The 23,642-nt window shown below is 46.6% G+C and carries 14 protein-coding genes; 5 read left to right on the top strand and 9 right to left on the bottom strand.

The genetic code is table 11. The features are described from left to right. Nucleotides 1-98: 98 nt before the first annotated feature. Nucleotides 99-905 (top strand): MurR/RpiR family transcriptional regulator, encoded by an 807-nt coding sequence (locus tag AC3RCI_RS06355; protein ID WP_492528067.1) that lies wholly within the window; start codon nt 99-101, stop codon nt 903-905. A 2-nt stretch (nt 906-907) separates the two neighbouring features. Here AC3RCI_RS06355 and AC3RCI_RS06350 read toward each other — a convergent pair whose 3' ends face one another. Next, entirely contained in the window at nt 908-1,888 is a 981-nt protein-coding gene (locus AC3RCI_RS06350; protein ID WP_336781087.1) for a Gfo/Idh/MocA family protein, read from the bottom strand. Nucleotides 1,889-1,918: 30 nt separating this feature from the next. After that, nucleotides 1,919-2,929: a Gfo/Idh/MocA family oxidoreductase gene (locus tag AC3RCI_RS06345; protein WP_492528066.1), complete on the bottom strand. Its 1,011-nt coding sequence runs from the start codon at nt 2,927-2,929 to the stop codon at nt 1,919-1,921. Nucleotides 2,930-3,168: 239 nt separating this feature from the next. On the opposite strand from AC3RCI_RS06345, the gene AC3RCI_RS06340 reads away from it, so the two are divergent. Both AC3RCI_RS06340 and AC3RCI_RS06335 read left to right on the top strand, forming a co-directional pair. After that, nucleotides 3,169-4,455, top strand: a complete 1,287-nt coding sequence (locus AC3RCI_RS06340; protein ID WP_492528065.1) for a DUF5050 domain-containing protein — start codon at nt 3,169-3,171, stop codon at nt 4,453-4,455. Between the two features lie 148 nt (nt 4,456-4,603). Continuing rightward, nucleotides 4,604-6,232: a helix-turn-helix domain-containing protein gene (locus AC3RCI_RS06335; RefSeq protein WP_492528063.1), complete on the top strand. Its 1,629-nt coding sequence runs from the start codon at nt 4,604-4,606 to the stop codon at nt 6,230-6,232. A 90-nt stretch (nt 6,233-6,322) separates the two neighbouring features. Here the strand turns inward: AC3RCI_RS06335 and AC3RCI_RS06330 are convergent, their stop codons facing one another. Next, nucleotides 6,323-6,898 (bottom strand): GbsR/MarR family transcriptional regulator, encoded by a 576-nt coding sequence (locus tag AC3RCI_RS06330; protein WP_095289047.1) that lies wholly within the window; start codon nt 6,896-6,898, stop codon nt 6,323-6,325. Between the two features lie 495 nt (nt 6,899-7,393). On the opposite strand from AC3RCI_RS06330, the gene AC3RCI_RS06325 reads away from it, so the two are divergent. Next, complete coding sequence (locus tag AC3RCI_RS06325) at nt 7,394-8,623, top strand: quaternary amine ABC transporter ATP-binding protein (RefSeq protein ID WP_095289046.1); 1,230 nt, start codon at nt 7,394-7,396, stop codon at nt 8,621-8,623. Continuing rightward, nucleotides 8,589-11,177, top strand: coding sequence for a glycine betaine ABC transporter substrate-binding protein (locus AC3RCI_RS06320; protein ID WP_154892597.1), 2,589 nt, complete (start codon nt 8,589-8,591; stop codon nt 11,175-11,177). The genes AC3RCI_RS06325 and AC3RCI_RS06320 overlap by 35 nt, the downstream gene beginning before the upstream one ends. 179 nt (nt 11,178-11,356) lie before the next feature. Here the strand turns inward: AC3RCI_RS06320 and AC3RCI_RS06315 are convergent, their stop codons facing one another. The 6 genes from AC3RCI_RS06315 to AC3RCI_RS06290 form a co-directional block, all read right to left on the bottom strand. Next, the gene (locus AC3RCI_RS06315; RefSeq protein WP_127538176.1) at nt 11,357-11,569 is read right to left on the bottom strand and encodes an immunity 17 family protein; all 213 of its coding nucleotides are present in this window, start codon (nt 11,567-11,569) and stop codon (nt 11,357-11,359) included. Nucleotides 11,570-11,786: 217 nt separating this feature from the next. Next, on the bottom strand, nt 11,787-17,333 hold the full coding sequence (locus AC3RCI_RS06310; RefSeq protein WP_492528061.1) for an S-layer homology domain-containing protein: 5,547 nt from the start codon (nt 17,331-17,333) through the stop codon (nt 11,787-11,789). A 471-nt stretch (nt 17,334-17,804) separates the two neighbouring features. Continuing rightward, a complete protein-coding gene (locus AC3RCI_RS06305) occupies nt 17,805-19,169 on the bottom strand; it encodes an ABC transporter substrate-binding protein (RefSeq protein ID WP_492528059.1) in 1,365 nt (454 codons plus the stop codon). A gap of 292 nt (nt 19,170-19,461) precedes the next feature. Then, nucleotides 19,462-20,283, bottom strand: coding sequence for a carbohydrate ABC transporter permease (locus AC3RCI_RS06300; protein ID WP_336781093.1), 822 nt, complete (start codon nt 20,281-20,283; stop codon nt 19,462-19,464). Next, complete coding sequence (locus tag AC3RCI_RS06295) at nt 20,280-21,242, bottom strand: carbohydrate ABC transporter permease (protein WP_492528057.1); 963 nt, start codon at nt 21,240-21,242, stop codon at nt 20,280-20,282. The genes AC3RCI_RS06300 and AC3RCI_RS06295 overlap by 4 nt, the downstream gene beginning before the upstream one ends. A 429-nt stretch (nt 21,243-21,671) precedes the next feature. Next, complete coding sequence (locus AC3RCI_RS06290) at nt 21,672-23,489, bottom strand: APC family permease (protein ID WP_492528055.1); 1,818 nt, start codon at nt 23,487-23,489, stop codon at nt 21,672-21,674. Nucleotides 23,490-23,642 lie beyond the last annotated feature (153 nt).

Raw genomic sequence — 23,642 nt, 5'->3', positions numbered from 1 at the left:
AGCAGAAGTGGTTCTATTCATATGGCGGCTCGATTGAGAAAATAAAAACGACAGGTTATGATAGGGAAACATGTACTTGGGGATGACCGAAGAAAGGAATGGAACCACTGATGGAATACAGTCTGCTTCAGAAAATGAAATATGCACAGCAATTAACGGCACAGGAGAAGCATATTGTGGACCACATTCTGAACAATCCCGAAGTTGTTTTTGAATCTACGGCTCATGAACTGGCTCAAGCCACCTATACAAGCTCATCAACCATTGTCCGTTTATGCAAAAAGCTGGGTACCCAAGGGTACCCAGACTTTCAATTAAAGCTTGCCCTCGATTATCAGCGGGCTCCTGCCACGCTTCCACCTGCGGATCATCCCTTTAACGAACTGGAGGATGTACGTTCCGCAATGGATTCCGTACCTTACCTTTATCATCAGGCATTGGAGGAAACACGCCGTCTGCTGAACGTTTCTGTGTTGCAGCGAATCGCCAATTGGGTGAAGGAATCCGGCCGGATTGATATCTACGGCAGTGATATGAACTACTATCTTGCACAGCAGGCCTGCACCAAGTGGAATGAATTGGGCATCTCTGCTATCGCGCACAACAGTCCGAATATGCATTATCTGAACACGATGAACCCTAATGTATCCACACTTTCCTTCGTCATTTCACATACCGGGGAGAATCAGTCGATGGTTGATGTCGCCAAAATTCTGAACGGGAAAAACATGAACGTCATTGCGATCACGGGCAATAACCATTCCAGCTTGTCCAGACAATCCAACGAAACCCTGCTCAGCTATGGCTACAATGAACAAATGAGGCTTTCCAAAATGTCCTCTATGGTTTCTGTACTTTATCTCTTCGATATCCTGTACATGAGCAGCATTCGTGACAGCTATTAACCTCAATCGGCAGCAAAGACAATCCCCACATCCTTGCGCGCTTCGGCCAATATGTTCATCACAGATTGACTGTGGCTGAGGAGCTCATAACATTTCGCGTAATCCTTATTGATATAGATATTTCTAAAGGCTTCCCATTCGTAATAAAGCCAGTTGGACTGTGCCTGCACATTGATCGTCTCCAGGGGCTCCTGCCCAATCTGGATCTTGATTTCCTGGCACCCGTTGGCTCCTCCCACAACTTGAATATATCCCTTCTCCCCCTGAATCAAGACAAAATTCATGCTGGTTGTGTCCTTACATCCTACACACTCCGCAATAAACTCGGGATACTTCAGAACCACCACCCCTGATGTATCAATCCCATTGACGTGTCGGTTAGCCGTATAGGATACGGTTTCCGGGCTGCCAAACATTTTCATGACAAAATGAAGGTTGTATATGTTGATATCCATCAGCGCACCACCGGAGAATTTGGGGTTAAATACATTCGGTGTTTCCCCGGCAAGCAGCTGATTGTATTTACTCGAATACTGACTGTAATTGCACTGAATGAACCGAATATTCCCCAGTTTGGACAGCTGCTCCTTCACCTTGTTGTAGTTAGGAAGATGGATGTTTGAGATCGCCTCAAACAGAAACAGATTTTTTTCCCGGGCCAGTTTAATCAGCGCTTGGGCTTCCCATGCCGTTGATGTGAATGGTTTCTCACAGACGACATGTTTACCATGCTGAAGCGCCTGATAGGCCTGCTCATAATGCATGCTGTTGGGTGATGCGATGTAAATAAAGTCCACATTCGGGTCAGTATAGAGTTCGTTCAGATTCGTGTAGATGGTCTGCACTCCATATTTGTCTGCAAGCGGCTCTGCTGTTTCCCTTTTCCGGGAGTAAATAGCTGTACATTGCACTCCATCCACTTCGTCAATTGCCGATAAAATGGCATCCACAATAGATCCTGTCCCAATCGTAGCTATATTCATCGTTGTTTCGCTCCTCTTCTTTATATCCAATCATCTGGTCTTTTTCGCGGCTTCGACTCCATCATGCAAAATATCCAGTACATATAAAACCTCATGATCCTTGACGGGCTTCTCATCGTGATGACGGATAGCCTCAAGCAATTTCTCATATAAAATGCCATAGTCCGTCACTTCAGACGGTACGTTCTCCGTATGGGACTCCCCTTTCTCGTCCACATAACTCAGTGTCCCCCAATTCGTTTCAGGTTCAATATCAAAGGATACGGATGTTGGTCCGGCTCCATTCTTCGATTGATGACCACTGCTGTACTTCACAAAACTGCCCCGGTCTCCGTGGATGATAAATTTCGGATGTTCGATCTTGACAAGCAGGCTGCACTTAATGGTCGCTTTCATCCGTCCGTACCGGAAATCGATATCGATATAGTCATCCGATTCCCCAGGCGCCACCAGACTTCGGACATCATAATCAATCCGGTCTGCTTCACCGTATAACGATATTAGCTGATCAATGGTATGCACCGCCAAACCATGCAGCAACCCAAACCCTTTGCGACTGTACTGCGGATGAAAATAATCATAGTGGGACTGGATCTCCACAATATTGCCCAGCTTGCCGCTCTCGATCACTTTTTTCAAAGTAAGAAAGTCCCCATCATACCTGCGGTTCTGGTTCGCCATCGCGATAAGATGTTTACGTTCCGCCAGTTCAAAAATCTCCTTGGCTTCAGCCGAAGTTGAGGCAAACGGCTTCTCGACCAAAACATGTTTGCCATGTTCCAATGCCAATTTGGCGTATTCAACATGACTGTCCACATGAGTCGCAACAACAATAAGTTCGATATCTGGATCATGCAGTATATCGTTAAGGACTGTAGTAAACGTAATTTCAGGGTAGTAGCCCTCTCGCTCCGTGTCGCCCACCCGGTCTTCCTCACGTCGGTAGATCGTCTTCACCCGAATCTGCTCTCTTCTCTCCAGATAAGGCAGATGATAATTCACTACGGCATTTCCAAATCCAATGATAGCGATCTTCAACATATGGAATCACTCCTCTACTTTGGTTAAGCGCAATGTTATCATGCAGCAGACTCGTGGTGAATGCTTTGGAGAAGGAATGGCAGCAACATTCGAAAATGGATTCAAGGCTTGGGATAGCGTGAAATTCAATTTCAAACTGCGGGCATCAGGCAGCTTGGATATAACAATTTTTCCCTAGTTTACCGATATAATTTAAGAAACGAACTACATACATATGGATGAAGGGTGTCGATGGAGACATGAGCAAATGGTTTACAGGCATGCAGCGCAAGATCAGTACTTTTCTGTTGTTTACACTGATCACTGCAGCAATATTGGGCGGAGGTAATGCAGCACAGGCAGCTTCCCTCAATCAATCTACTGTGTATTACGATTCGGACGGTGTATTGTACAAAGTATCCGGAGATGGCAGCAATACGACAGAAGTTTTACTTGATTTTCAGGGTGTGGACCTTGTAGCGGCAGGTTCTCACCTCTTCTACACTTCAACTGAAACTTCCACAACACTGCTTCGGGTTCCCAATGACGGATCGCGCGATACCGCCGAGACGTTTGCAACCGACGTTCTGCGTTACGATACGGATAACGGATTCATATATTACATGGATGCGAAAGGTTCGATCTATCGTGCGAGTGGTGATGGTGAGCCAACTTCCGTTAAAAAGATCGCAGACAAAGCAGATACGGATTTCCCGCTGCTCGCCGTCATTAAGGGCCGCGTTTATTACAACGCCCTCGTTAACGGCAATACCTGGATCGTCTCCAAAGCTACAAATGGCAGCGGAACTGTACAACGGATTGCTGAAGGCGCAGTGGAAAGCACTTATTTTATGAATTCGGCAAAAAACAAACTGCAACTGATGGTTAACACCAATCCTTATGAAACCTACTACTCCACCAATGCTGTGGTCATGTACACCGTGAACTACAGTACAGGCAAGGCAAGTGCTGTGAATCCAAAAGCCAAGCTGGACGTAAATGCAGTATATTCCGGGGGCTGGAGCAGCTCGTTTTACGTGTATAACAAAGGAATCAGCCTGGACAGCAGCAAGGATTACAACTACGCAACAGGCAAAGCTTTTGCCCTTACCACTTCAGGCAAGACATTCCAGCTTCATAGCAAAAGTATCCGAGAAGTAAGTGCACTTGGCACAGAAAAGGCAGTTATCATTGATGCAGACAAAAAAGCGTACGCAAAATCCGTATCTGGCAGCAAGGTCACCAAAACGACCAATCTAAATTTGACTAACGTCAATTACGTTGGGGATCAGCTGACCAATGGCACAGCAACACTTGCCTACATTTCTGGCGACAATGGCCTCTACGCTGTAAGTTCGACACTCAAAGTAACCAAACTGGTCGGGGATGAATGGGACACCTTCCATTTCAGAGATGATGTACCAGGCATCTTCTACATTAACGCGAAAGACCTCTATCGTTTGTATCATATCCAGGCGAATGGATCAGGTAATAAAGTGTTAAGTGAAGTATTCCTGGACGACATTCTGTTGGTAACACCAAACTAAATTTCTTATTAAATAAAGAGGATTACCTTGCAGCCCTGCGGCTCCCGGTATCCTCTTTTTATATGTTCACAACTATTTTTGAAAAACGACTTCCATATGAGAATGATAATTGTTATCATTAAGAAAATGAGACAAAAGGATGGTCCGTATGAATGAACAGCTTCCCTTCATTTCTGAAACGTCAACTCTACCACTCCTCTCTTCCATGTGCCGTGTACGCCGTGGGGAGAATTTCCGTGTGCATGGCAAGACGGTTTCCCGGCCTATGCTGTGTCTTGTTTTGCAAGGAGAAGGTGTTCTGATCCTTAATGATCAAATACATAAAGCGTGCGCCCATCAACTATTTGTTCTGGAGGAGGGGACCACGATTGAGGCTGCCTCCCGCTCCGGTATTACGGAATGCATTCTCCTATCGATGAACACGTTCCAGTTGAAGCAAGTACGTGGTGAATGGAAAATGATTTCTGATCCCTGCCTACCCTTCCAATGGTCAACCGGTCCTATGCCTGTTCGTCATGAGCAGCAGATGGTCTCGCGCATGGAACAATTATATACAGCCTATCAGGGCGTTCAGCAGGAACATTTTATTAATATACACACTCAGCTCCACGAATTGTTGCAGTACATTTCCGAGAATCGTCTAGAAGCCAATCAGGAGAAGGTTGACCCTGCCCTGGAGCGAAGCATTATGTATATGCACCGATTCATGGGTGAAGGCATAAGTATGGACCAGCTGGCCAAGATCGCTGGCCTGACTCCGAGCTCATACTCCCGCAGCTTCAAGAAGGCCAAGGACATGTCACCAACAGATTACCTAAATCGACTGCGGATTGAAGAAGCCAAACAACAATTGCAGCAGGAGCCGTGTTCCATCAAAGATGTCGCTGAATCTGTAGGTTATGGCAATGAGTATTATTTTAATCGCAAATTTAAACAAGCTGTCGGTATCTCACCCAGTATATATATGAAGAGAGAACAATTGCGAGTAGCAACAGCTTCCGTTCTGGGCCTGGAACATAACTTGTCTTCCCTAGGGCTAGAAGCGATTGCGACGCTAAACGGGTTCACAGATCAGGAACTGAGCGAGAACGAACACCAGCATAAGCTCACATTGCAACTCAACAAGCTTCGCCAATCCAAGCCTGATCTGATTATTGCCGACACACATCATAAACCCTATTACGATAAACTGAAAAATATTGCGCCAACCGTCCTCCTTGAACCTGTTCAGGACTGGAAACAAATTCATTCCCGTATTGCCGAGCTGGTTGGACGGGAAAAACAAGCCTTGAATCATTTCAAACAGCTTGAATTTAGAACGCTGGATGTGGGCAAACGTCTGCAACAGTTTTTTGACCATGAACGGGTTACACTTGTAGAGGTTAAGCCTCCAATGATTCGGCTGCAGGGTACGCTCAATCATCCCCTGAGTCATTTGCTGTATACCGAATTGGGGCTGCAGCCTGCACAGATTGCTCCGCCAGAACACCAATGGGTCGATTACCCTGCTGAGCGCATCCCTTTGCTGGATACGGATCACTTGTTCATCCATCGTCTCTCCATGCATCCTGCCAGCGAAAAATTGCTGCGGCGGTTAAAACAGACGTCTTCATGGAATCGTTCGCCTGCTGTACTTGGTGGCAATGTACATGATATTTCAAGTTGGCTGATGATGAGCTGGACACCTTCGGGACGTCACCGGATTATGGATGAACTTATACACATCGCAGAGCAGCATGCGGCCCTCTCTCATGCCGGACTGATAGGGCAATTCTAATGCATTAGAAACGAAACCTGATTTTTTTCTTCATTATAAATACACAGCAAAAAGGCGCCTCCAAATAGGAGAGCGCCTTTTGGGTTCTGCTTAAGAGTTATCTTGAATCTCTTCCCGCGGAACCAGCTTATAGATTTCTTCATCTTCCATGGTGTCGATCAGTCGGTCCAGCCATTTGTAATATGCTTCCGCTTGCAACACTTTATTTTTGTCTACCTTTAGAATGTGAAGAAGTTCAGCATCTGCTTGCTCGTCCAGGTCCTTAATCAAACGATTCAGCTCCTCAACGGACTTGCGCAGCACCTGAAGGTTACTCTCCACCGCTTTTCTCCATTTAATTGCAAAATAATCCGTAAACGTCTGATGCCAGTCATACTCCACTTCATATAGGTCTTTCCGAGAGCCCTTGCTCCATACCTTATTTACCATTTTCAGATCCAGCAGTGTACGTACGCCGGTACTCATGCTCGTTTTGCTCATTTCCATTTCCCGGCCCATATCGTCAAGGGTCATAGGTTTGTCTGCAAAAAAAAGCAATCCATATAAGTGTCCCGTGGACAGCGTAACGCCGTATAGATCCATATTACGTCCGATAGCTTCAATGACGCGTTTACGGATTCTAAGAACGGTTGCCTGCTGTTCTTCTTGTAAATGGTCCAAGCCCATGCTTGCAACCTCCATTCTGAACATTCCCAGTCTTGGCACAAATAATTGCAACCATACAAGATCCTGCTTACATGGGAAAGCATCCGGCCGGACATCCTATACGCCAGAGGGCTTTCATTCACCCAATGTATGAAAAATGGAACCTTACCCGGTTGCATCTGCCTACGACTATCTTTAACCAAAAAACAGCTTAAATTAGCTCATTGTCTATTGTAGGAAAAGCAATATCAAATGTAAAGCCGCCTCATTAGGCAGAATAAAGAGTAAAACAGAGCATTCGGACGTAAAACTTTGTACAGTTTTTACTGTACAAACATTATGTACTGTTTATTCAGTTGATATACTGGTTAAGTATTGATACAATACAAAACGTTACCCAGAAAGACGGGAAGCGAAGCAACAATTACCGGATTTCGTGGCTGGGCGCACAAGTGTATGGGCTTGTGGATGCTGAAAGCCGTTCGAAGTGCACAACACATCAGAAGGGGTGAAAACATGACCATACTTGAAGTGAAAAATGTAAGTAAACTGTTTGGCCCCCAAACCGAGCAAGGTCTGCAATTACTGGAGCAAGGTTGGGGAAAAGAAAAGTTGGCCAAAGAAAAACAGATAACGGTTGGTGTCAACCGGGTCAACATGGAAATTAAGCAAGGTGAGATTTTTGTCATCATGGGACTTTCAGGAAGTGGTAAATCCACACTGGTTCGAATGTTCAACCGACTCATTGAACCAACATCCGGTGAAATTCTCGTTCACGGCAAGGATCTACGTAAAATGAACAAAGAGCAATTGCGCGAAGTACGCCGGAAAACAATCAGCATGGTATTCCAAAAATTTGCGTTGTTCCCGCACCGTACCGTTCTTGATAATGTGGAGTATGGACTTGAAGTCCAAAAGGTGGACAAAGCTGTTCGCCGGGAAAAAGCGAAAACCTCACTTGAACTGGTTGGCCTCAAAGGCTGGGAAGATAAGATGCCAGATGAACTGAGTGGTGGTATGCAGCAGCGTGTCGGCTTGGCTCGTGCGCTTGCCAATGACCCGGAAGTACTTTTAATGGATGAAGCGTTCAGTGCACTAGATCCACTGATCCGCCGGGATATGCAGGATGAACTGATTGAGCTTCAGGATAAAATGAAAAAGACGATTATTTTCATTACCCATGACTTGGACGAAGCGCTGCGCATCGGTGATCGTATTGCCCTCATGAAGGACGGCGCTGTCGTGCAGATCGGTACTCCGGAAGAAATTATGATTCAACCGGCCAACTCTTATGTGGCCCGCTTCGTCGAAGACGTGGATTTGTCCAAAGTCCTCACTGCATCACATGTAATGCGGCGCCCTGAAACAATTACGCTTGACCGTGGTCCTCGTGTTGCCCTCGAATTAATGCGCGAACGTGGTATTTCCAACCTGTTTGTCATTGACCGTTCGAAAAAATTGCTTGGTGTCATTACAGCAGATGATGCATCCCGTGCGATGCGTGAAAATAAAGTATTAAACGACATTCTAATCACGGACGGGCCGACAGTGGCGCCTGAGACCCTGATTCATGAATTGTTTGAAATGGTAAGTTCAGCCCATGTGCCTCTCGCTGTAGTAGGTGAGAATGGCCGTCTGCAAGGTGTTATCGTCCGCGGTGCCCTTCTGGGTGCGCTTAGCGGTGAAGTTGCAGTAAAGGAGGAACTTGTGAATGATTCCCAAAATACCACTAGCATCGTGGATTGAATCCATCGTTGACTGGATGAGCTCATCGCTCTCCGGATTGTTTAATGTAATCTCTGTTGTCATTCAGGAAGTAGTCGGATTCTTCTCCGGGCTGTTCTTGCTGCCCCATCCGCTCCTGTTCATTGCGATACTGGGTGTTCTAGCGTTCCTCGTGGGTCGCCTCCCATTGACACTATTTACGGTTATCGGATTCTTGCTCGTGGATAACTTGGGATACTGGTCCCAATCTATGGACACACTCGGTCTGGTTATCACTTCAGGACTGATCTCCATTCTGATTGGTGTTCCGGTCGGTATCTGGCTGGCATACAGTAAAACTGCAGCACGCATTATTACACCGCTGCTTGACTTCATGCAGACAATGCCTGCATTTGTCTACTTGCTGCCTGCGGTTACATTCTTTAGCCTTGGTGTTGTTCCAGGTGTTATCGCCTCCGTTATCTTCGCGATTCCGCCAACCATTCGTTTGACTCATCTGGGGATCAAACAGGTTTCTGGCGAACTGGTTGAAGCCGCGGATGCATTTGGTTCGACTTCCATGCAAAAACTGTTCAAAGTACAGCTTCCACTCGCCTTGCCTACTGTCATGTCGGGGATCAACCAAACAATTATGCTGTCGCTGTCCATGGTTGTCATTGCATCCATGATCGGTGCACAGGGTATTGGTGCGGAAGTATATCGTGCGGTAACACAGCTTCAAATTGGTAAAGGTTTCGAAGCAGGTCTTGCTGTCGTGGTACTTGCGATTGTACTCGACCGTTTCACGCAAAATCTGTTTATGCCTGGTCGGAAGAAGACCTCTCGTGTATCTTCTAAACAGAAGGCGTGGATTGCCGCAGCAGCTACACTCGTCGTGCTGGTTGCCGGTTTCTCCCAGTACTTCACGGGCGGGACTACTTCTGCCGGCGGTAACAACACAGCAGCCAATGCTGTCGGTGAAGAAGTCAATTACCAGATCATTGGTATCGATCCAGGGGCTGGTATCATGAAGTCCGCTGCCAAAGCGATCGAAGACTATAAACTGACTGACTGGACTCTGATTGAAGGCTCTGGTGCAGCCATGACGGCTACGCTGGACAAAGCGATCAAAAATGAGGAACCAATCATTATTACAGGTTGGACTCCGCACTGGATGTTCAACAAATATGATCTGAAATATCTGGAAGACCCTGAGAAATCTTTCGGTGATGCGGAAGAAATTCATACCATCGCTCGTAAAGGTCTGAAAGAAGATCACCCTGTTGCTTACGAATTCCTGTCCCGTTTCCAATGGACGTCGGACCAAATGGGTGAAATGATGACTGCTATCCAGGATGGCACATCTCCGGAAGAAGCAGCTAAAGCATATGCTGAGAAACATGCAGATCAGATTGCTGAGTGGACCAAAGGTCTGACTCCAGTGAACGGTGATGCATTCAAACTTAGCTATGTGGCTTGGGATTCCGAAATCGCAAGTACCAACCTGCTGAAATATGTGATGGAAAACAAACTGGGTTATAAAGTTAATGCTCTGCAAGTTGAAGCCGGACCGATGTGGACCGGGGTTGCTTCAGGCGACGTAGATGCTTCTCCTGCGGCTTGGCTGCCACTTACTCACGCAGACTACTGGGAGCGTTACAAAGACCAGGTTGACGATCTGGGAGCCAACATGACAGGTGTACGTACCGGTCTCGTTGTTCCTTCATACATGACGGACGTGAATTCGATTGAAGATCTGGAAACCGGTGCTGCTTCCTCCGCGCCAACGGCTAATGCCAATGTAGGCAATGAAGTGAACCATCAGATCATCGGTATCGATCCAGGTGCCGGCATTATGAAATCCACAGCAAGTGCAATTGAACATTACGGTCTGTCCAACTGGAACCTCGTTGAAGGTTCCGGTGCGGCCATGACAGCTACACTCGATAAAGCCTTCAAAAATGAAGAGCCCATTATCATTACAGGCTGGACACCACACTGGATGTTCAATCAATATGACCTGAAGTATCTGGATGATCCCGACAAAGTGTTCGGCGATGCTGAAGAGATTCACACCATTGCACGCAAGGGACTGAAAGAGGATCAACCTGTTGCCTATGAATTCCTGTCCCGTTTCCAATGGACCTCGGAAGATATGGGCGAGATGATGATTGCCATCCAAGGTGGCACTTCACCAGAACAGGCAGCTAAGGATTATGCTGAAAAACATGCAGATCAAATTAGCGAATGGACTAAAGGTTTGACGCCTGTTAATGGTAAAACCCTACGTCTCGGTTATGTTGCATGGGACTCGGAAATTGCAAGCACCAACCTGCTAAAATACGTGCTTGAGACGGAACTGGGTTATACCGTAAATGCCCTGCAAGTCGAAGCTGGTCCGATGTGGACCGGGGTAGCCACAGGTGATGTTGATGCTTCACCCGCTGCTTGGCTTCCGCTCACCCATGCAGACTACTGGGATAAATATAAAGATCAGATCGATGATCTGGGTGCCAACATGACAGGGGTCAAAACCGGACTTGTTGTCCCTGCGTATATGGATGTTCAATCCATTACCGATTTAAAAGATAATTAAACCAGATCGAGTTGAATCAACCTCAATTTGGAAAAAAGACCACCGAAAAATTCGGTGGTCTTTTTTATATGCTGCTTTTTTCTGGAATTCGAGCAAACTGTTTTCGTTAAGGCTAGATCTCATTTGAGATGTACTTCTAATGGAGCTATGTAGGTTTTACTTTGAACTGAACTACTACCTTATCCGATAAGTAACAATAACACACCAATTGTAATGAGTACTATACCCAAAATGCCATAGACTACCCTTGCTGCCTGTCGTCCAATCGTTTTCACGAAAAGTCCTGCCTGAAAGGTACTCATGAACCAATCCCAATTTTTCATACCGCCCAACATGCTGAAAATCCCTGCGATTATGGCAACCAATGCGAGCAAGATCGGTTGATCCTCCATATCATCACCCCTTCCAATATAATCCTGTTTACTATACTCGCTGATGATGAAAATGAACAGTAATTAAATAGTAAAAAACGGCTTACAGATTATGATCTGCAAGCCGTTTTAAGCAATTGCTAAAAGTTAAACTCTTTTGTGATTTGTAGGGATTTGAACAAACCTGGCCTGACTTGTTTCTGCCTGTGATGCATCATTTCTTTAATACAGATTCTAGTTATAGCTCACTTGCCGACATCAGCAGCGTCACCACTTCTGCACGGGTTGCATTCGCAAGCGGATTAAACCTGTTATTGCCTGTGCCCTTAATCAATCCGGCTTCATAAGCTGCTGCAATGTATGGAACTGCCCATGCCGGAACTTGATTTGCATCTGTGAAGCTTAACGTTGCATTGGATTCGATCGGAAGTCCCAGCGCTCTTACCAGCATGACTGTCATTTCCACGCGGGATACCTTGCCTGACGCACGGAACGTCTCATCCGTATATCCGCTGATAATGCCTTGTTCAACCGCCTGAGCGATAAACGATTGTGCCCAAGCCGGAATTTGTTCAGCATCCTTGAATGTTAAAGCCTTGTTGCTTGCTGATAATTCGAATCCTCTTGCGAGCATGACTGCAAACTCAGCACGTGTTGCCGGAGCATTTGGACGGAAGTTACCATCTGCATATCCGTTTACAATTCCCCGGGAAATGGCCTGCTCGATTGCAGCAGCTGCCCAGTGATTGCCAATATCCTTGAGAATAACACCCGGATTCGGTGTTGGCGTACCTCCGCCATTTTCATTGCCCGGAACCGTTGGCGTTGTTGGTGGTGTCGGATTGGTTGGCGTTACCGGTGTTGTTGGTGTTGTTGGTGTTGTTGTGCCTCCGCCACTGTTGCCACTGCCCGGATTGCTGCCGTTGTTGCCACCGCCGTTTCCGTCACCCGGAAGCGGTGATCCTTTCAGATCCGTACTGCGTCCTTCTGTTGTCTGATTAACTACACCCACTCGATCCAGATGCTCATGGAAGACCTCATAGTCTACCAGATTCAGTTCGTAGAATCGGTTGGCATCCTTCGCTGCTCTCATGGCGCGGTAGAAATCTCCGCCATTTGCCATAAAGGAGTTCGTTGCCACGATATAATATCCGTTTGGATCAATATCCGTGTACGTACCATCCGCATTTTTGATTTGCACTTTCACTACGCGTTGACCTTCTTGCGTCACGGTATTGGTCGTTGAATCAATTTTCTCGCCCGGTTTAGTGGAATCATAGTAGAAGCGCATGCCCGACACTTGCGGAAAGCGTCCCTCTCCCGTTTCCACACCACTCACACCATTTTCGAGAGCAGCTGTAATTTCCTTACCTGTCATTTTAAGTGCAGACAGATTGTTACCGAATGGCATAACGGTGAGCAGATCGCCCAACGTAATGTCACCTTTCTGGAACGATGCCCGGATACCGCCGCCATTTTGAATGGCCACATATCCTTTCACGTCGTTTTCCTTGACGATGGATTTCACTTTTTCCAGCATACCATCTGTCATCAGGTTACCCAGGTTGGTTTCCTGCTTGCGCACGTTACCACGTTCTCCATCGAGCAGTACGTTCGTTTTGCCGATGACTTCTTTCTTGAACTCTTCCAGCAGCGGTGCATATTCTGCCAGCTTGGCTTTTGCTGCCGGATCATCTGCATATACATATTTCCCCGCGGAATCTTTTGCATCCAGGCTCAGTAATTTACCGTTCCACGTTTTCAACACACCCTGTGCATCGAACGTGACATCCAATTGACCCAGGGACACATCATATTCTCCCGTTTGGACAACCAGAATCGGTTCAGCATGAGTTTCGACCACTACCGGCTCATTTAGAATCGTATGAGAGTGACCTCCGACTACAATGTCGATGCCTTCCACGGCTTCTGCCAGCTTCAGGTCTTCCGAGTACCCCAGATGAGTCAATGCGATAATTTTGTTAATGCCCTCTTGCTCCAGCATGGCAACTGTCGCTTGTGCACTTGCAATGTAATTCTCGAATTTTAGATCATCTCCTGGTGAGGACAGGGATACGGTATCTGTAGTCGTTAAGCCGAAGATTCCGACCTTCTCGCCGTCTACTTCCGTAATGATAGCCGGATAGATCTCAGCATTCTCGGCTGGTTGTCCGATGGTATCTTTGTATAAGCTGCCCAGGTTGGCATCCTTCGTAAAGTCAATATTGGCACTTACAAATGGGAATTCCGCTTTTTCAATGAATGGTTTGAGCACGCTTGTGCCTTTATCGAACTCATGGTTACCAAAGGTCATTGCGTCGTATCCGATCATGTTCATGAATTCCAGATCCGCTTGACCGTTGAAGAGATTGAAATACAAGGTTCCAGAGAATACATCCCCGGCATCCAGCACCAAGGTGTTATCGTTGCGTGTTTCTTTGATTGCCGTTACGCGGCGCGGAATGTTATCCAAGTGCGCGTGCGTGTCGTTGGTGTGCAATACACGAAGGTTGAAGTCACCTTCCTCTGCGTTACTTCCAATGCTCAATTGTGCAAGCAGTGGATCATGGTCACTGACGCGTCCATTAGCTGTTTCAAAATCCGCATTCACATGCACCACTTCAATGGCTGCCGTCTCAGACAGATTTTTGCTCACCAAGATGTGGTCCAGTGTTTGTGAATTGCCATCATAGATGTAGGAATAGCGTTTATTTTCTGGCAGCTTGTTCACCAGATTGTCCAGTTCATTACCTTCGATGATATTCAAAGTCTTGGAGAACTGGAAGTCATTGAAATCCCCAAGTACAGCTACATTTACGTTAGGATCTTTGTCTAAGAGTTCCTTCACAAAACCATTCACTGCCGCTGCCTGTCTGGCACGCTGAATTTCACTGCTTCGTGTCGCAGGCTGAATACTACCGTAAGGTTTCAGATCGCCACCTTTGGAATTCAGGTGATTTGCGATCACGACTACTCGTTCTCCATTAAATTCGAACTCAGCTGCAAGAGGTTTACGTGAGCTGGCAAATGCATCGTTTGTTGGATCAATACGCCCTGGATTCAGGGACAGCGTTCCATCCGATTCCACCCCAATTGCTGTTGTAGCATCTCCCTTAGTTCCTTGTTTCAAGGAGACACGCGCCTCGTTGTACAGGAAGCCTACACGAATGTTGGCACCCGGAGCCCCGCCATCCAGATTGTTTACCGGAGTAATATCCGTGTACTTATAAATAGGACCACCATTACTAGCAATTGCATCAATTAAAGTCTGGAAGCTCGCATCCGCAGCAGTTGTTCCGCTGTCGGTTGCTCCATCGTTATCCTGTACTTCCATGATACCGATAACGTCAGGATTCTTGAGGTTGTTGACCACAATACCACCAATTTTTACTGCTCTTGCAGCATCCTTCTGACTGAAATTCTCCACGTTGAAGGTTGCAATCGTCAGTTTATCATCAGCTTGCTCAATTACTGTTGTTGCCTGTTTAAGGTCACTCGAAATAACTGCCGGCAAATCCCCTTCCGCAGCTACCTTATAATTGCCGTTAGCGTAAGTCATCACACCTTGGACAGAATTCGCAAGCTTGTCCCCCGTTTTAACGGCCTGAGAAGGCTTTTTATTGATAAACAGCCGCTGTGGATTCAGGGAGCTCTCGAATGGTTCCGCTCCATCTCCAGTCAGAATGACTCCCCCTGCAGGCGTTCGTAACGGATTGTTTTCACCATTATCTACTACGACTGCCAGTCCTGGTTCACTGGAATACGGACCGATAATCGTGGCTTGATCAAGCTGTACTCTCATGCCTTCCAAACTCTCGTAAAAGTCGATTGCATCCACATCCGGATTAAACTCACCGAACTGATCCGAATCAATTACGGTAGGAATCATACGGCCATTTTTCCCAAGGATAACAGGTTCGGGCAGCGTCTGATTTTCAGCTTCAACCGTAATCGCTGTAGCCACTATTTCGGTTGTTGCCAGTTCGGTCGTTGCTGTCGCATATTCCTTCACTTGACCGGATACGCTGACTTTGTTGCCTACCGCCATACCATGAGTGGATTTATAAATAAGGATACCCTCAGATGTTTTTACGTCTTCATCTTCCATGCCAGGAATCTCCTGCATATAGAAGGAACTTGCATTGACAACATGAGTCACGATACCTTCAACATTTTGGACAGCCAGACCATCATACAGAGACTTATGAGATGCTCCTTGTATATCGTGAATTCTCAGGTTGTCCAGCTCCTGAAGAACGGTGTACGTAAAGCTATATACATCACTTGTGTTTCCGCCTGATACGGCAATCGCTTTAACAACCGTATCTTCATCTACTGTGATCGGTCCACTATAAATTGTAGATGTTTGGGTTGGTTCTGTTCCATCAACCGTGTAATAAATTTCCGCTCCTGCTGTTGGTGAGGATAAGGTCACGGTTGATCCTTTGACAATACCACCGGACGGGGCACTGGCTGTTACGGAGAGCAAATTTTCGACAACATCTGCTGCTGTACGTGGAATCAGCTCAAGGCCATAGCTTGTGTGATACGTCATGACGCCTGTCACTTTTTCGTATATTTTGCCTGCTGCCAGTGCGGTTGGACTATTCTTCGCATAGATCGTGATCTCTGCACCATCGGCATCGGTCGCATAGAAGGTAGAACTGCTGCTTCTTGTCACTGTGACTTCATTCACTTCGACAAGCATCCCCTCAAAAATACCGCCTGCACCCTTGCCTCCGCCCTCAGCCGGCATGAAGTCTTTGGATGTCAGAGTGATCGGTGCTGGAATTTCTTGATTCTTATCCAGAATTTTGATGTAACCGCCTGGGAACCCGGCCTTGTCTTTCTCTATCTGAAGCAAACCGTTATAAATAGTGAGTGGGCCATACGCTTTAATACGGTCTCCCGGCTCTACTGTGGAATCCGTTCCACGAACGACGATCCCTGCATTCTCATCCTGGATGTACAGATTGGCCATGCCTCCAGACTCTTCCCGGTAGGTCACAATTCCTCGAACGGTAACCGGGGTGTTCTCCGATTGGTTCCTGGCACTGGAGATGGAGATTGGCGTATTATCCACGATTGTATAATCGAAATTGGTAACAACACTATTTTCTAGACCGTCTTTTGCTGCAAAGGTTTCAATATAAGTTGCATCATTTACTGTAATGGGAACGGTGTATGGGAGATAGTCGGTGTCGTCATTTTGCTTGTAGTAGACTGCGGCACCAACTGTGGTTGTTGCAAGAGTAACCTTTGTTCCAGCTGGAACCATACCTGAGGAGGGATTAGCGGTAACGTTTGCCACTTTGTTTTCAGGCGTCTCATCAATCAGTTGGAAGGTGGTTGAGGTAATAGAGCGTATCCCTTTGGAACTAAAGTATTGAGACAACGTGCCATTGTTAATACGAACTTTGGATTTATACAAGGAAGGATTACTTTGTAGTCCGAAAATGCTTCGGGGAGCAGATGTCGGCACCTGAACAGGCATCATCTTGCTGATATTTGTCTCTTCAGGGCTATCTGCGATTGCAAAATTAGTGTCCAGTGCAAATGGTGAATTCAGATTTACGTTTGGACCATTACTAAATGTTCCTACGACATAACCTTCCACCGTGGCGGATGAGTCATTTGATTCCATAGCCAGTGCCTGAGCAACCGTCAACGGCTCGTCCGCAGCAGCTGCCTTGCTGTTAAATAACCCAACCGGAATAGCTCCTGTGATCAGCAGCACCATGGCTAAGAATAGTCTGAGCCAACTCCTTATTCGCTTACTATGCATCCTTTTCCTACCCCCATGTCTCGAATTTGCAATCATTTGTTCAAAGAGCCTGTACATTGGTTCAAATATAAGATAACTGAACTCCTTTATGATGTAAACCAAATTCTTGTTGTTTGATATAAATTAGTACATATACTTTACACAGTTTTAATAAATCGTATTTTAAAATCAATTACAGGACCACATTTTAATAAAAAACGTGACTTTATGACTCTAAATATTCAACAAACCATGCACATTTGACTATTTTAAGTTAGGTATTATTACATAATGTTTCAATCAAATATTTTTCTCGACATAAACTGATAACATTTAAATTTAAAAAGAAGTGTTTACCCGAATCTTGATCATGCTTTTAGACACAGCAAAACGATGCGACGTTCCATCAAGAGCGCCACATACGCTGTGTTGTTATATAAAACTTCGAAACTGTACCTAACGGATGATCCCGTTCGATTACTACACTTTTTCTTATTTCTTCACGGTACTGTTATACTGGGCAATCTTGTCTGTAATTTGTTTCGCAGCTGCATCGAGTGCTTCTTGCGGTGTACCTTGTCCGTTCAGTACCGTCTCAATCGCTCCTTCGACAAGTTGTCGAGCCTCCGGGAATACGCCCATTACAGCCCCGGATGTTGCTGTCGAATCAGCGGAAGCGTGCAATTGGTCGACTGCTGTCTGGAATTGCGGGTACTTCGCCATATTATCCTTTAATATTTGCTGATCGTAGGCTGCTGTCGTAATTGGGAAGTATCCTGTCGCAACACTCCAGCTCGCTTGTACTTCAGGTGTCGCCAAGTACTTGATGAATTCCCAAGCAGCCTGCTGCTGCGCTTCCGATTTGTTGTTCATGATATACAAGCTTGCGCCACCTACAACCACGCCGCCTTCTCTGGCATCTGCCGGACGAGGCAGGAAGCCTGTCCCCAGTTCAAACTTGCCACCAGCACCTTCTACAATTTTGCGTAATCCAGCAGTAGAATCCAGTGTCATACCGATTTGCTCTGCGGTAAATGCCGCCGTTGTATCATCTGTGCTGCGCCCCAGATTGGAGAGAGTATTCTCATCAATCATCTTTTTCCACCATGTCAGCGTCTTCACACCCGCTTCGGAATTCAAGAGAGATTCCGTCGCAGCACCGTCTCTTCCGTTACCATTGTTTACATAATCTGCATTCTGGTTTGCGAAGAACTGCTCCATGAACCAGCCGTAAATTGCCATGGATGCACCCGGCTTGCCGTCTTTTGCGAGTGCTTTTGCCGCTTGTTCAAACTCTTCATACGTCTTCGGTGGATTCTCTGGATCAAGACCTGCTGCCTTAAACATATCCTTGTTGTAGTACAGAATCGGGTTCGAAGTGTTGAAAGGCATGGCGTTCAGTTTGCCATCAATCGTGTAATAACGGATGATATTCGGCTCCAGTTGGGACAGGTCGAACTTGTCTTTGTCGATAAAATTCTGTACTGGTGTGATCATGCCCGAATCAATCATAAACTTGCTGCCGATTTCGTATACCTGGATGATGTCTGGACCGCTGTCCGATCCCATGGATGCTTTCAGCTTGTTTAGACTCTCATCGTATTTCCCTTGATAGATTGCTTTTACCTGAATATCCGGATGACTTGCATTGAAATCGGAAGCGAGTTGGTTAATGGCTTTCTCCCCTGCTCCGGACATGGAATGCCACCACGTCAGTTGAGTCGGCTCAGCAGCTGTCGCATCCGCTTGAGCTCCACTTACCGGACTGCTTGTCTCTGTTTTGCCGCCGCAGGCGGATATGACCAACATGAGTGCTGCCAACATCAATGCAAATGTGCCTCTTTTTTTCAAACGCATAATCTCTCTCCTTTTATTTGTGGCTCATTTCAAAAATCAATCTTGGAAATTCTGCAAGGTGGGCGTTGCAGTCACGAATCGTTCTTCAGATTGCTGTTATCCCCGGATTCTTTTATTCCACTCTTTATAGGGTTCATCCGGTGCTAAACGCAAACGCTTCGCTTCTTCAGAATCAACTTCGTCCCCTCCACTACTTCGCAGTTTCTCAATAAATGATCTTAAGAGTGCGCCTTATTTATTCGCTCCTGGGTAACAAAACCCGCCAACCTGAATGCACAACATATTTACTTAACTAGCCCTTCAGTGCGCCTGCAGCCATCCCCCGGACAAGCTGTTTCAATCCAAAAACAAGCAGCAGCAATGACGGCAGGATAACTAGCGCCGTTCCGGCAAACACCAGGTTCCACGCCGTGGATTCCTGAAACTCCAGCATCGAAATTCCGATCTGCACCGTTCTCATCTCAGGTGTGTTGGTTACAAGCAGTGGCCAGAGATACGAGTTGTACATATTCAGGAATGAATAGATCGCCAGCGTTCCTAATGCAGGACGGGATAGCGGAAGAACATGTGATACAAAGTAGCGGATATGTCCACATCCATCGATCTTTGCCGCCTCGAACAGCTCCTTCGGCAGCTGCATGAAGAACTGCCTTAACAGGAATGTACCAAATGCCGTGGCCAGAAATGGTACGGTAAGCCCTTGATAGCTATCCAGCCACCCCCAGCTGCGGATGGTCAGATAATTGGGAATCATGGTGACTTCCCACGGGATCATCATCGTTGCAACAAACATGCTGAAGATGACGTTTTTGCCTTTAAACTGCATTTTGGCAAAAGCATACGCTGCCATACTCGCTGTTATCAGCTGTCCAAGCATCGTCAGACCTGCAACCAGGAACGTATTTCCGATAAAGGAACCGATGGGAACGATATCAAACACTTCGGTAAAGTTGGATAAATCGATCGACTTCGGAATGATATGCGGCGGATAGGCGCTGGCATCCTCAGGCGTCATGACGGCCATGAAAAAGGTGTACAACACCGGATACAGCACTAGCGCCGCACAGATGGTAAGCAATACATACAATAGCGTTTTCGTCCACGGTGTCCTCATTGGTAATGCACTTTCCTTTCCACCCACTTGAACTGAATCAGGGTTAGCAGCATAATGACCGCGAAGAGGATGAGTGCCTGTGCACTTCCCGTCCCGAAGCGGAAATTCACGAAGGCTTCCTGATAGATGGAATAAACGAATACATTGGTACTGTCCATCGGGCCCCCACGGGTTAATATGTTAATCTGTCCAAAAGACTGAAAGGCTCCGATGATCGATACAACTGTTACAAAAAACAGGGTCGGTGAAAGCAGTGGCATGGAGATTTTGCGAAACGTGAGCATCGGACCTGCACCATCTATCTTCGCACTTTCATAAATTTCATCCGGGATGCCCTGCAATCCGCTGGACAAGATGATGTAATTGAATCCGAGATTCATCCAGATTGTCATGATGGAAATGGAGACTAGCGCCCAATCCGGACTGGTCAGCCAAGGAATTGGATCGATGCCCACCTTGCTAAGCAGATAATTCAACATGCCTAGAGTCGGGTGGAACAGGAACTTCCAGATGACGGCCGACGAACCCACTGATAATACAACCGGCAGAGAGAATACAAACTGGAACAAGCGCATGCCCTTGAAACGGTTGTGAGTCAATGCAGCCAGAATCAAGGCAGCCAGTATGCCTGTTGGCACAGTGAACAGGACAAACAGCAGCGTTACTTTCATTCCCTGCAAAAACAGCCCCGACTGAAACACAGCCTTGAAGTTGTCCATTCCCACGTAAGCCGCGATTTGCCCGGTAGGATCTGTGGAGTGCAGACTCAGATAAACAGACTTAAACATTGGGTAAAACAGAAACACTGCAAACAAAAGCAGCGATGGTGCCAGGAAACCATAGGCCAGCAGATTCTCCCGCATTCGCTGTACTCGCAGCGAAGCTGTCCGGCGCTCTTTAGTATCGGATACGCGCCGTCTGGCGGCGGGCAAGCTGATCCGGTTGTCAAGCTCACTCATCGGATTTTCTTCCCCCTTGGTCTATGCATTCGGTGTGTGAATGGTACTTAAGCTTCATCAACACCACGTTATCTAGTGTAAAAGTCGAATGTCACAGCAGGATTCACTCAGAATCAACTTAACGTTAATCGTGGACAAGGGACTTTACCCGATGAGCGAGCATTCAGATCGACAGGTTGGAGGCTTATAAACGAACGAAAAAACCGCAGCAAGACCCATTCCGGGATATTGCTGCAGTTCATTCTGTAAACGAAATATAAACGAGGATGTCATAATATCCCCATCCTTTTTTTACAATAATCTACAATACGTCCAAATGAACTTGTTGATTAGTTAAGATCATTGGCTATCAGCGATAGAATGGAAAAGGCAAAGTAATCGGTAGAAATCAGATAGTCGCCACTGCCAAATAGGGAGTGGCACAGCAATCTACCGATTAAGATGATACGGTACCGTCGTCACAATCACGTCTTTATAATTAATCAGATAGGCCCGAATCATGAAGCTGGTCTGGTTATGCAGTACATTTTGCCACCAATGCTTGGTGATGAATTGCGGAATCAAAATCGTGATATGGTCGGTCTCGGCCGTTTTCCACTCCACGGTATCGATAAATTTCTTCAGCGGGCCCATAATGCTGCGATATCTCGATTTGATAACAACCAGCCGCACACCTGGATTCCATTCCTCCCACTTCTGCTCCATCTTGCGGATGGACTCATCATCGAATCCGATATACAAGGCCACCACATGATCCGACATCGTCTGTGCATAACTGATTGTGTTCATCACCACCCGTGTGACCCCTGCTACCGGAATGACAATGGTATTGCCTTTTTTGGCCGGCTTATCGAGTTTGATATCAATGCGCAGCTCATCTGCGATATTGCAGTAATGGCGGTGAATACGCATGAAGACATATACAACGAGCGGCAAAAAGATAAAGATGACCCAGGTTTGCGTGAACTTGGTGAAAATAAAGATCAAGGTGATCGACAGAGTGGTCAGCATACCGACTGTATTCACCAGCAGTTTCATCTGCCAGCCTGACGGTTTAACCTTGATCCAGCGTATCATCATGCCGAGCTGTGACAGGGTGAATGGGATAAACACGCCCACCGCGTAGAGCGGGATCAGGCTTTCCGTATTTCCTTTGAATCCAACAACAAGCAAGGCAGACATGACACTCAGGAAAATAATGCCGTTCGAGAAGCCCAGCCGGTCTCCCCTAACCATAAACATATGAGGCATATATTTGTCCTTGGCCATCATGAAGGACAGCAGCGGGAATGCGGAATACGCCGTATTCGCTGCCAGGAACAAGATGAGTGCCGTCACACCTTGAATGATAAAATACATCCAGCCTCTGCCGAAGGTTGCTTCGGCAATCTGTGAAATCACCGTAGCATGAGGATCCGGTTTCACTCCGTAACCGAAGGCGAGCAAGGTGATCCCGATAAACATAACCCCAAGAATACATCCCATGAGCATCAGCGTGCCAGCTGCATTTTTCTCAGCAGGCTGCTTGAAGTTCGGAATGGCGTTACTGACAGCCTCCACACCGGTCAGAGCGGAACAGCCGGAGCTGAATGCCTTCAGCAGCAGAAATATACTCACATGAGACAGACTTGTTCCGAATTCAGGAGCGGCTGCTTCCATGCCGCCTGTCAGAAACTTAATGCCGCCCGATATAATCAAAACCGCAATTGAAAAGATAAACAGGTAGATCGGAATGGCCAGTACGGAAGCCGATTCCGTAACCCCCCGCAAATTCATAATCGTCAGAAAAACAATCATTATTAATGCAATCACTACGCTGTAATCATGAAGTACCGGAAAAGCCGATGTAATGGCATCTGTCCCTGCAGATGAACTTACAGCAACCGTTAAAATATAATCGACCAGCAGTGATCCTCCAGCAATCAGGCTGGATGTTGTCCCCAGATTATCCTTGGCTACGATATACGCACCGCCACCTGTAGGATAAGCAAATATCGTCTGACGGTAGGAAAAAATTAAAATGACGAGTAATCCGAGTACGGCGATGGAAATGGGCACAGAATACCACAAGGCGGCAAATCCGGCCGCTACGAGCACCAGCAAAATCTGTTCCGTTCCATAGGCTACAGAGGATAGCGCATCGGAGGACAGGATGGCGAGGGCCTTCCATTTCCCCAACTTTTCTGCATCCAGTTCAGCCGATTTCATCGGTCTGCCGATTAAGATTCTCTTCATTTTGCCAAGCATGATCATGACTTCCTTCCATCTCTCATCTGTGAAGCATTGTTATTATGCAAAATCCAAAGCTCCCTGACAATACGTCATTTCACCCGAAAATCGCCAGCGTGTGATAATGCACCCTACGATTCAATAATGGATAACAAAGCGGTTCTTTATCAG

It is taken from the genome of Paenibacillus sp. MT124 (assembly GCF_058792755.1).
Note: the sequence above shows the minus strand (reverse complement) of the source record. Positions and strands in the feature narration are given on the sequence as shown.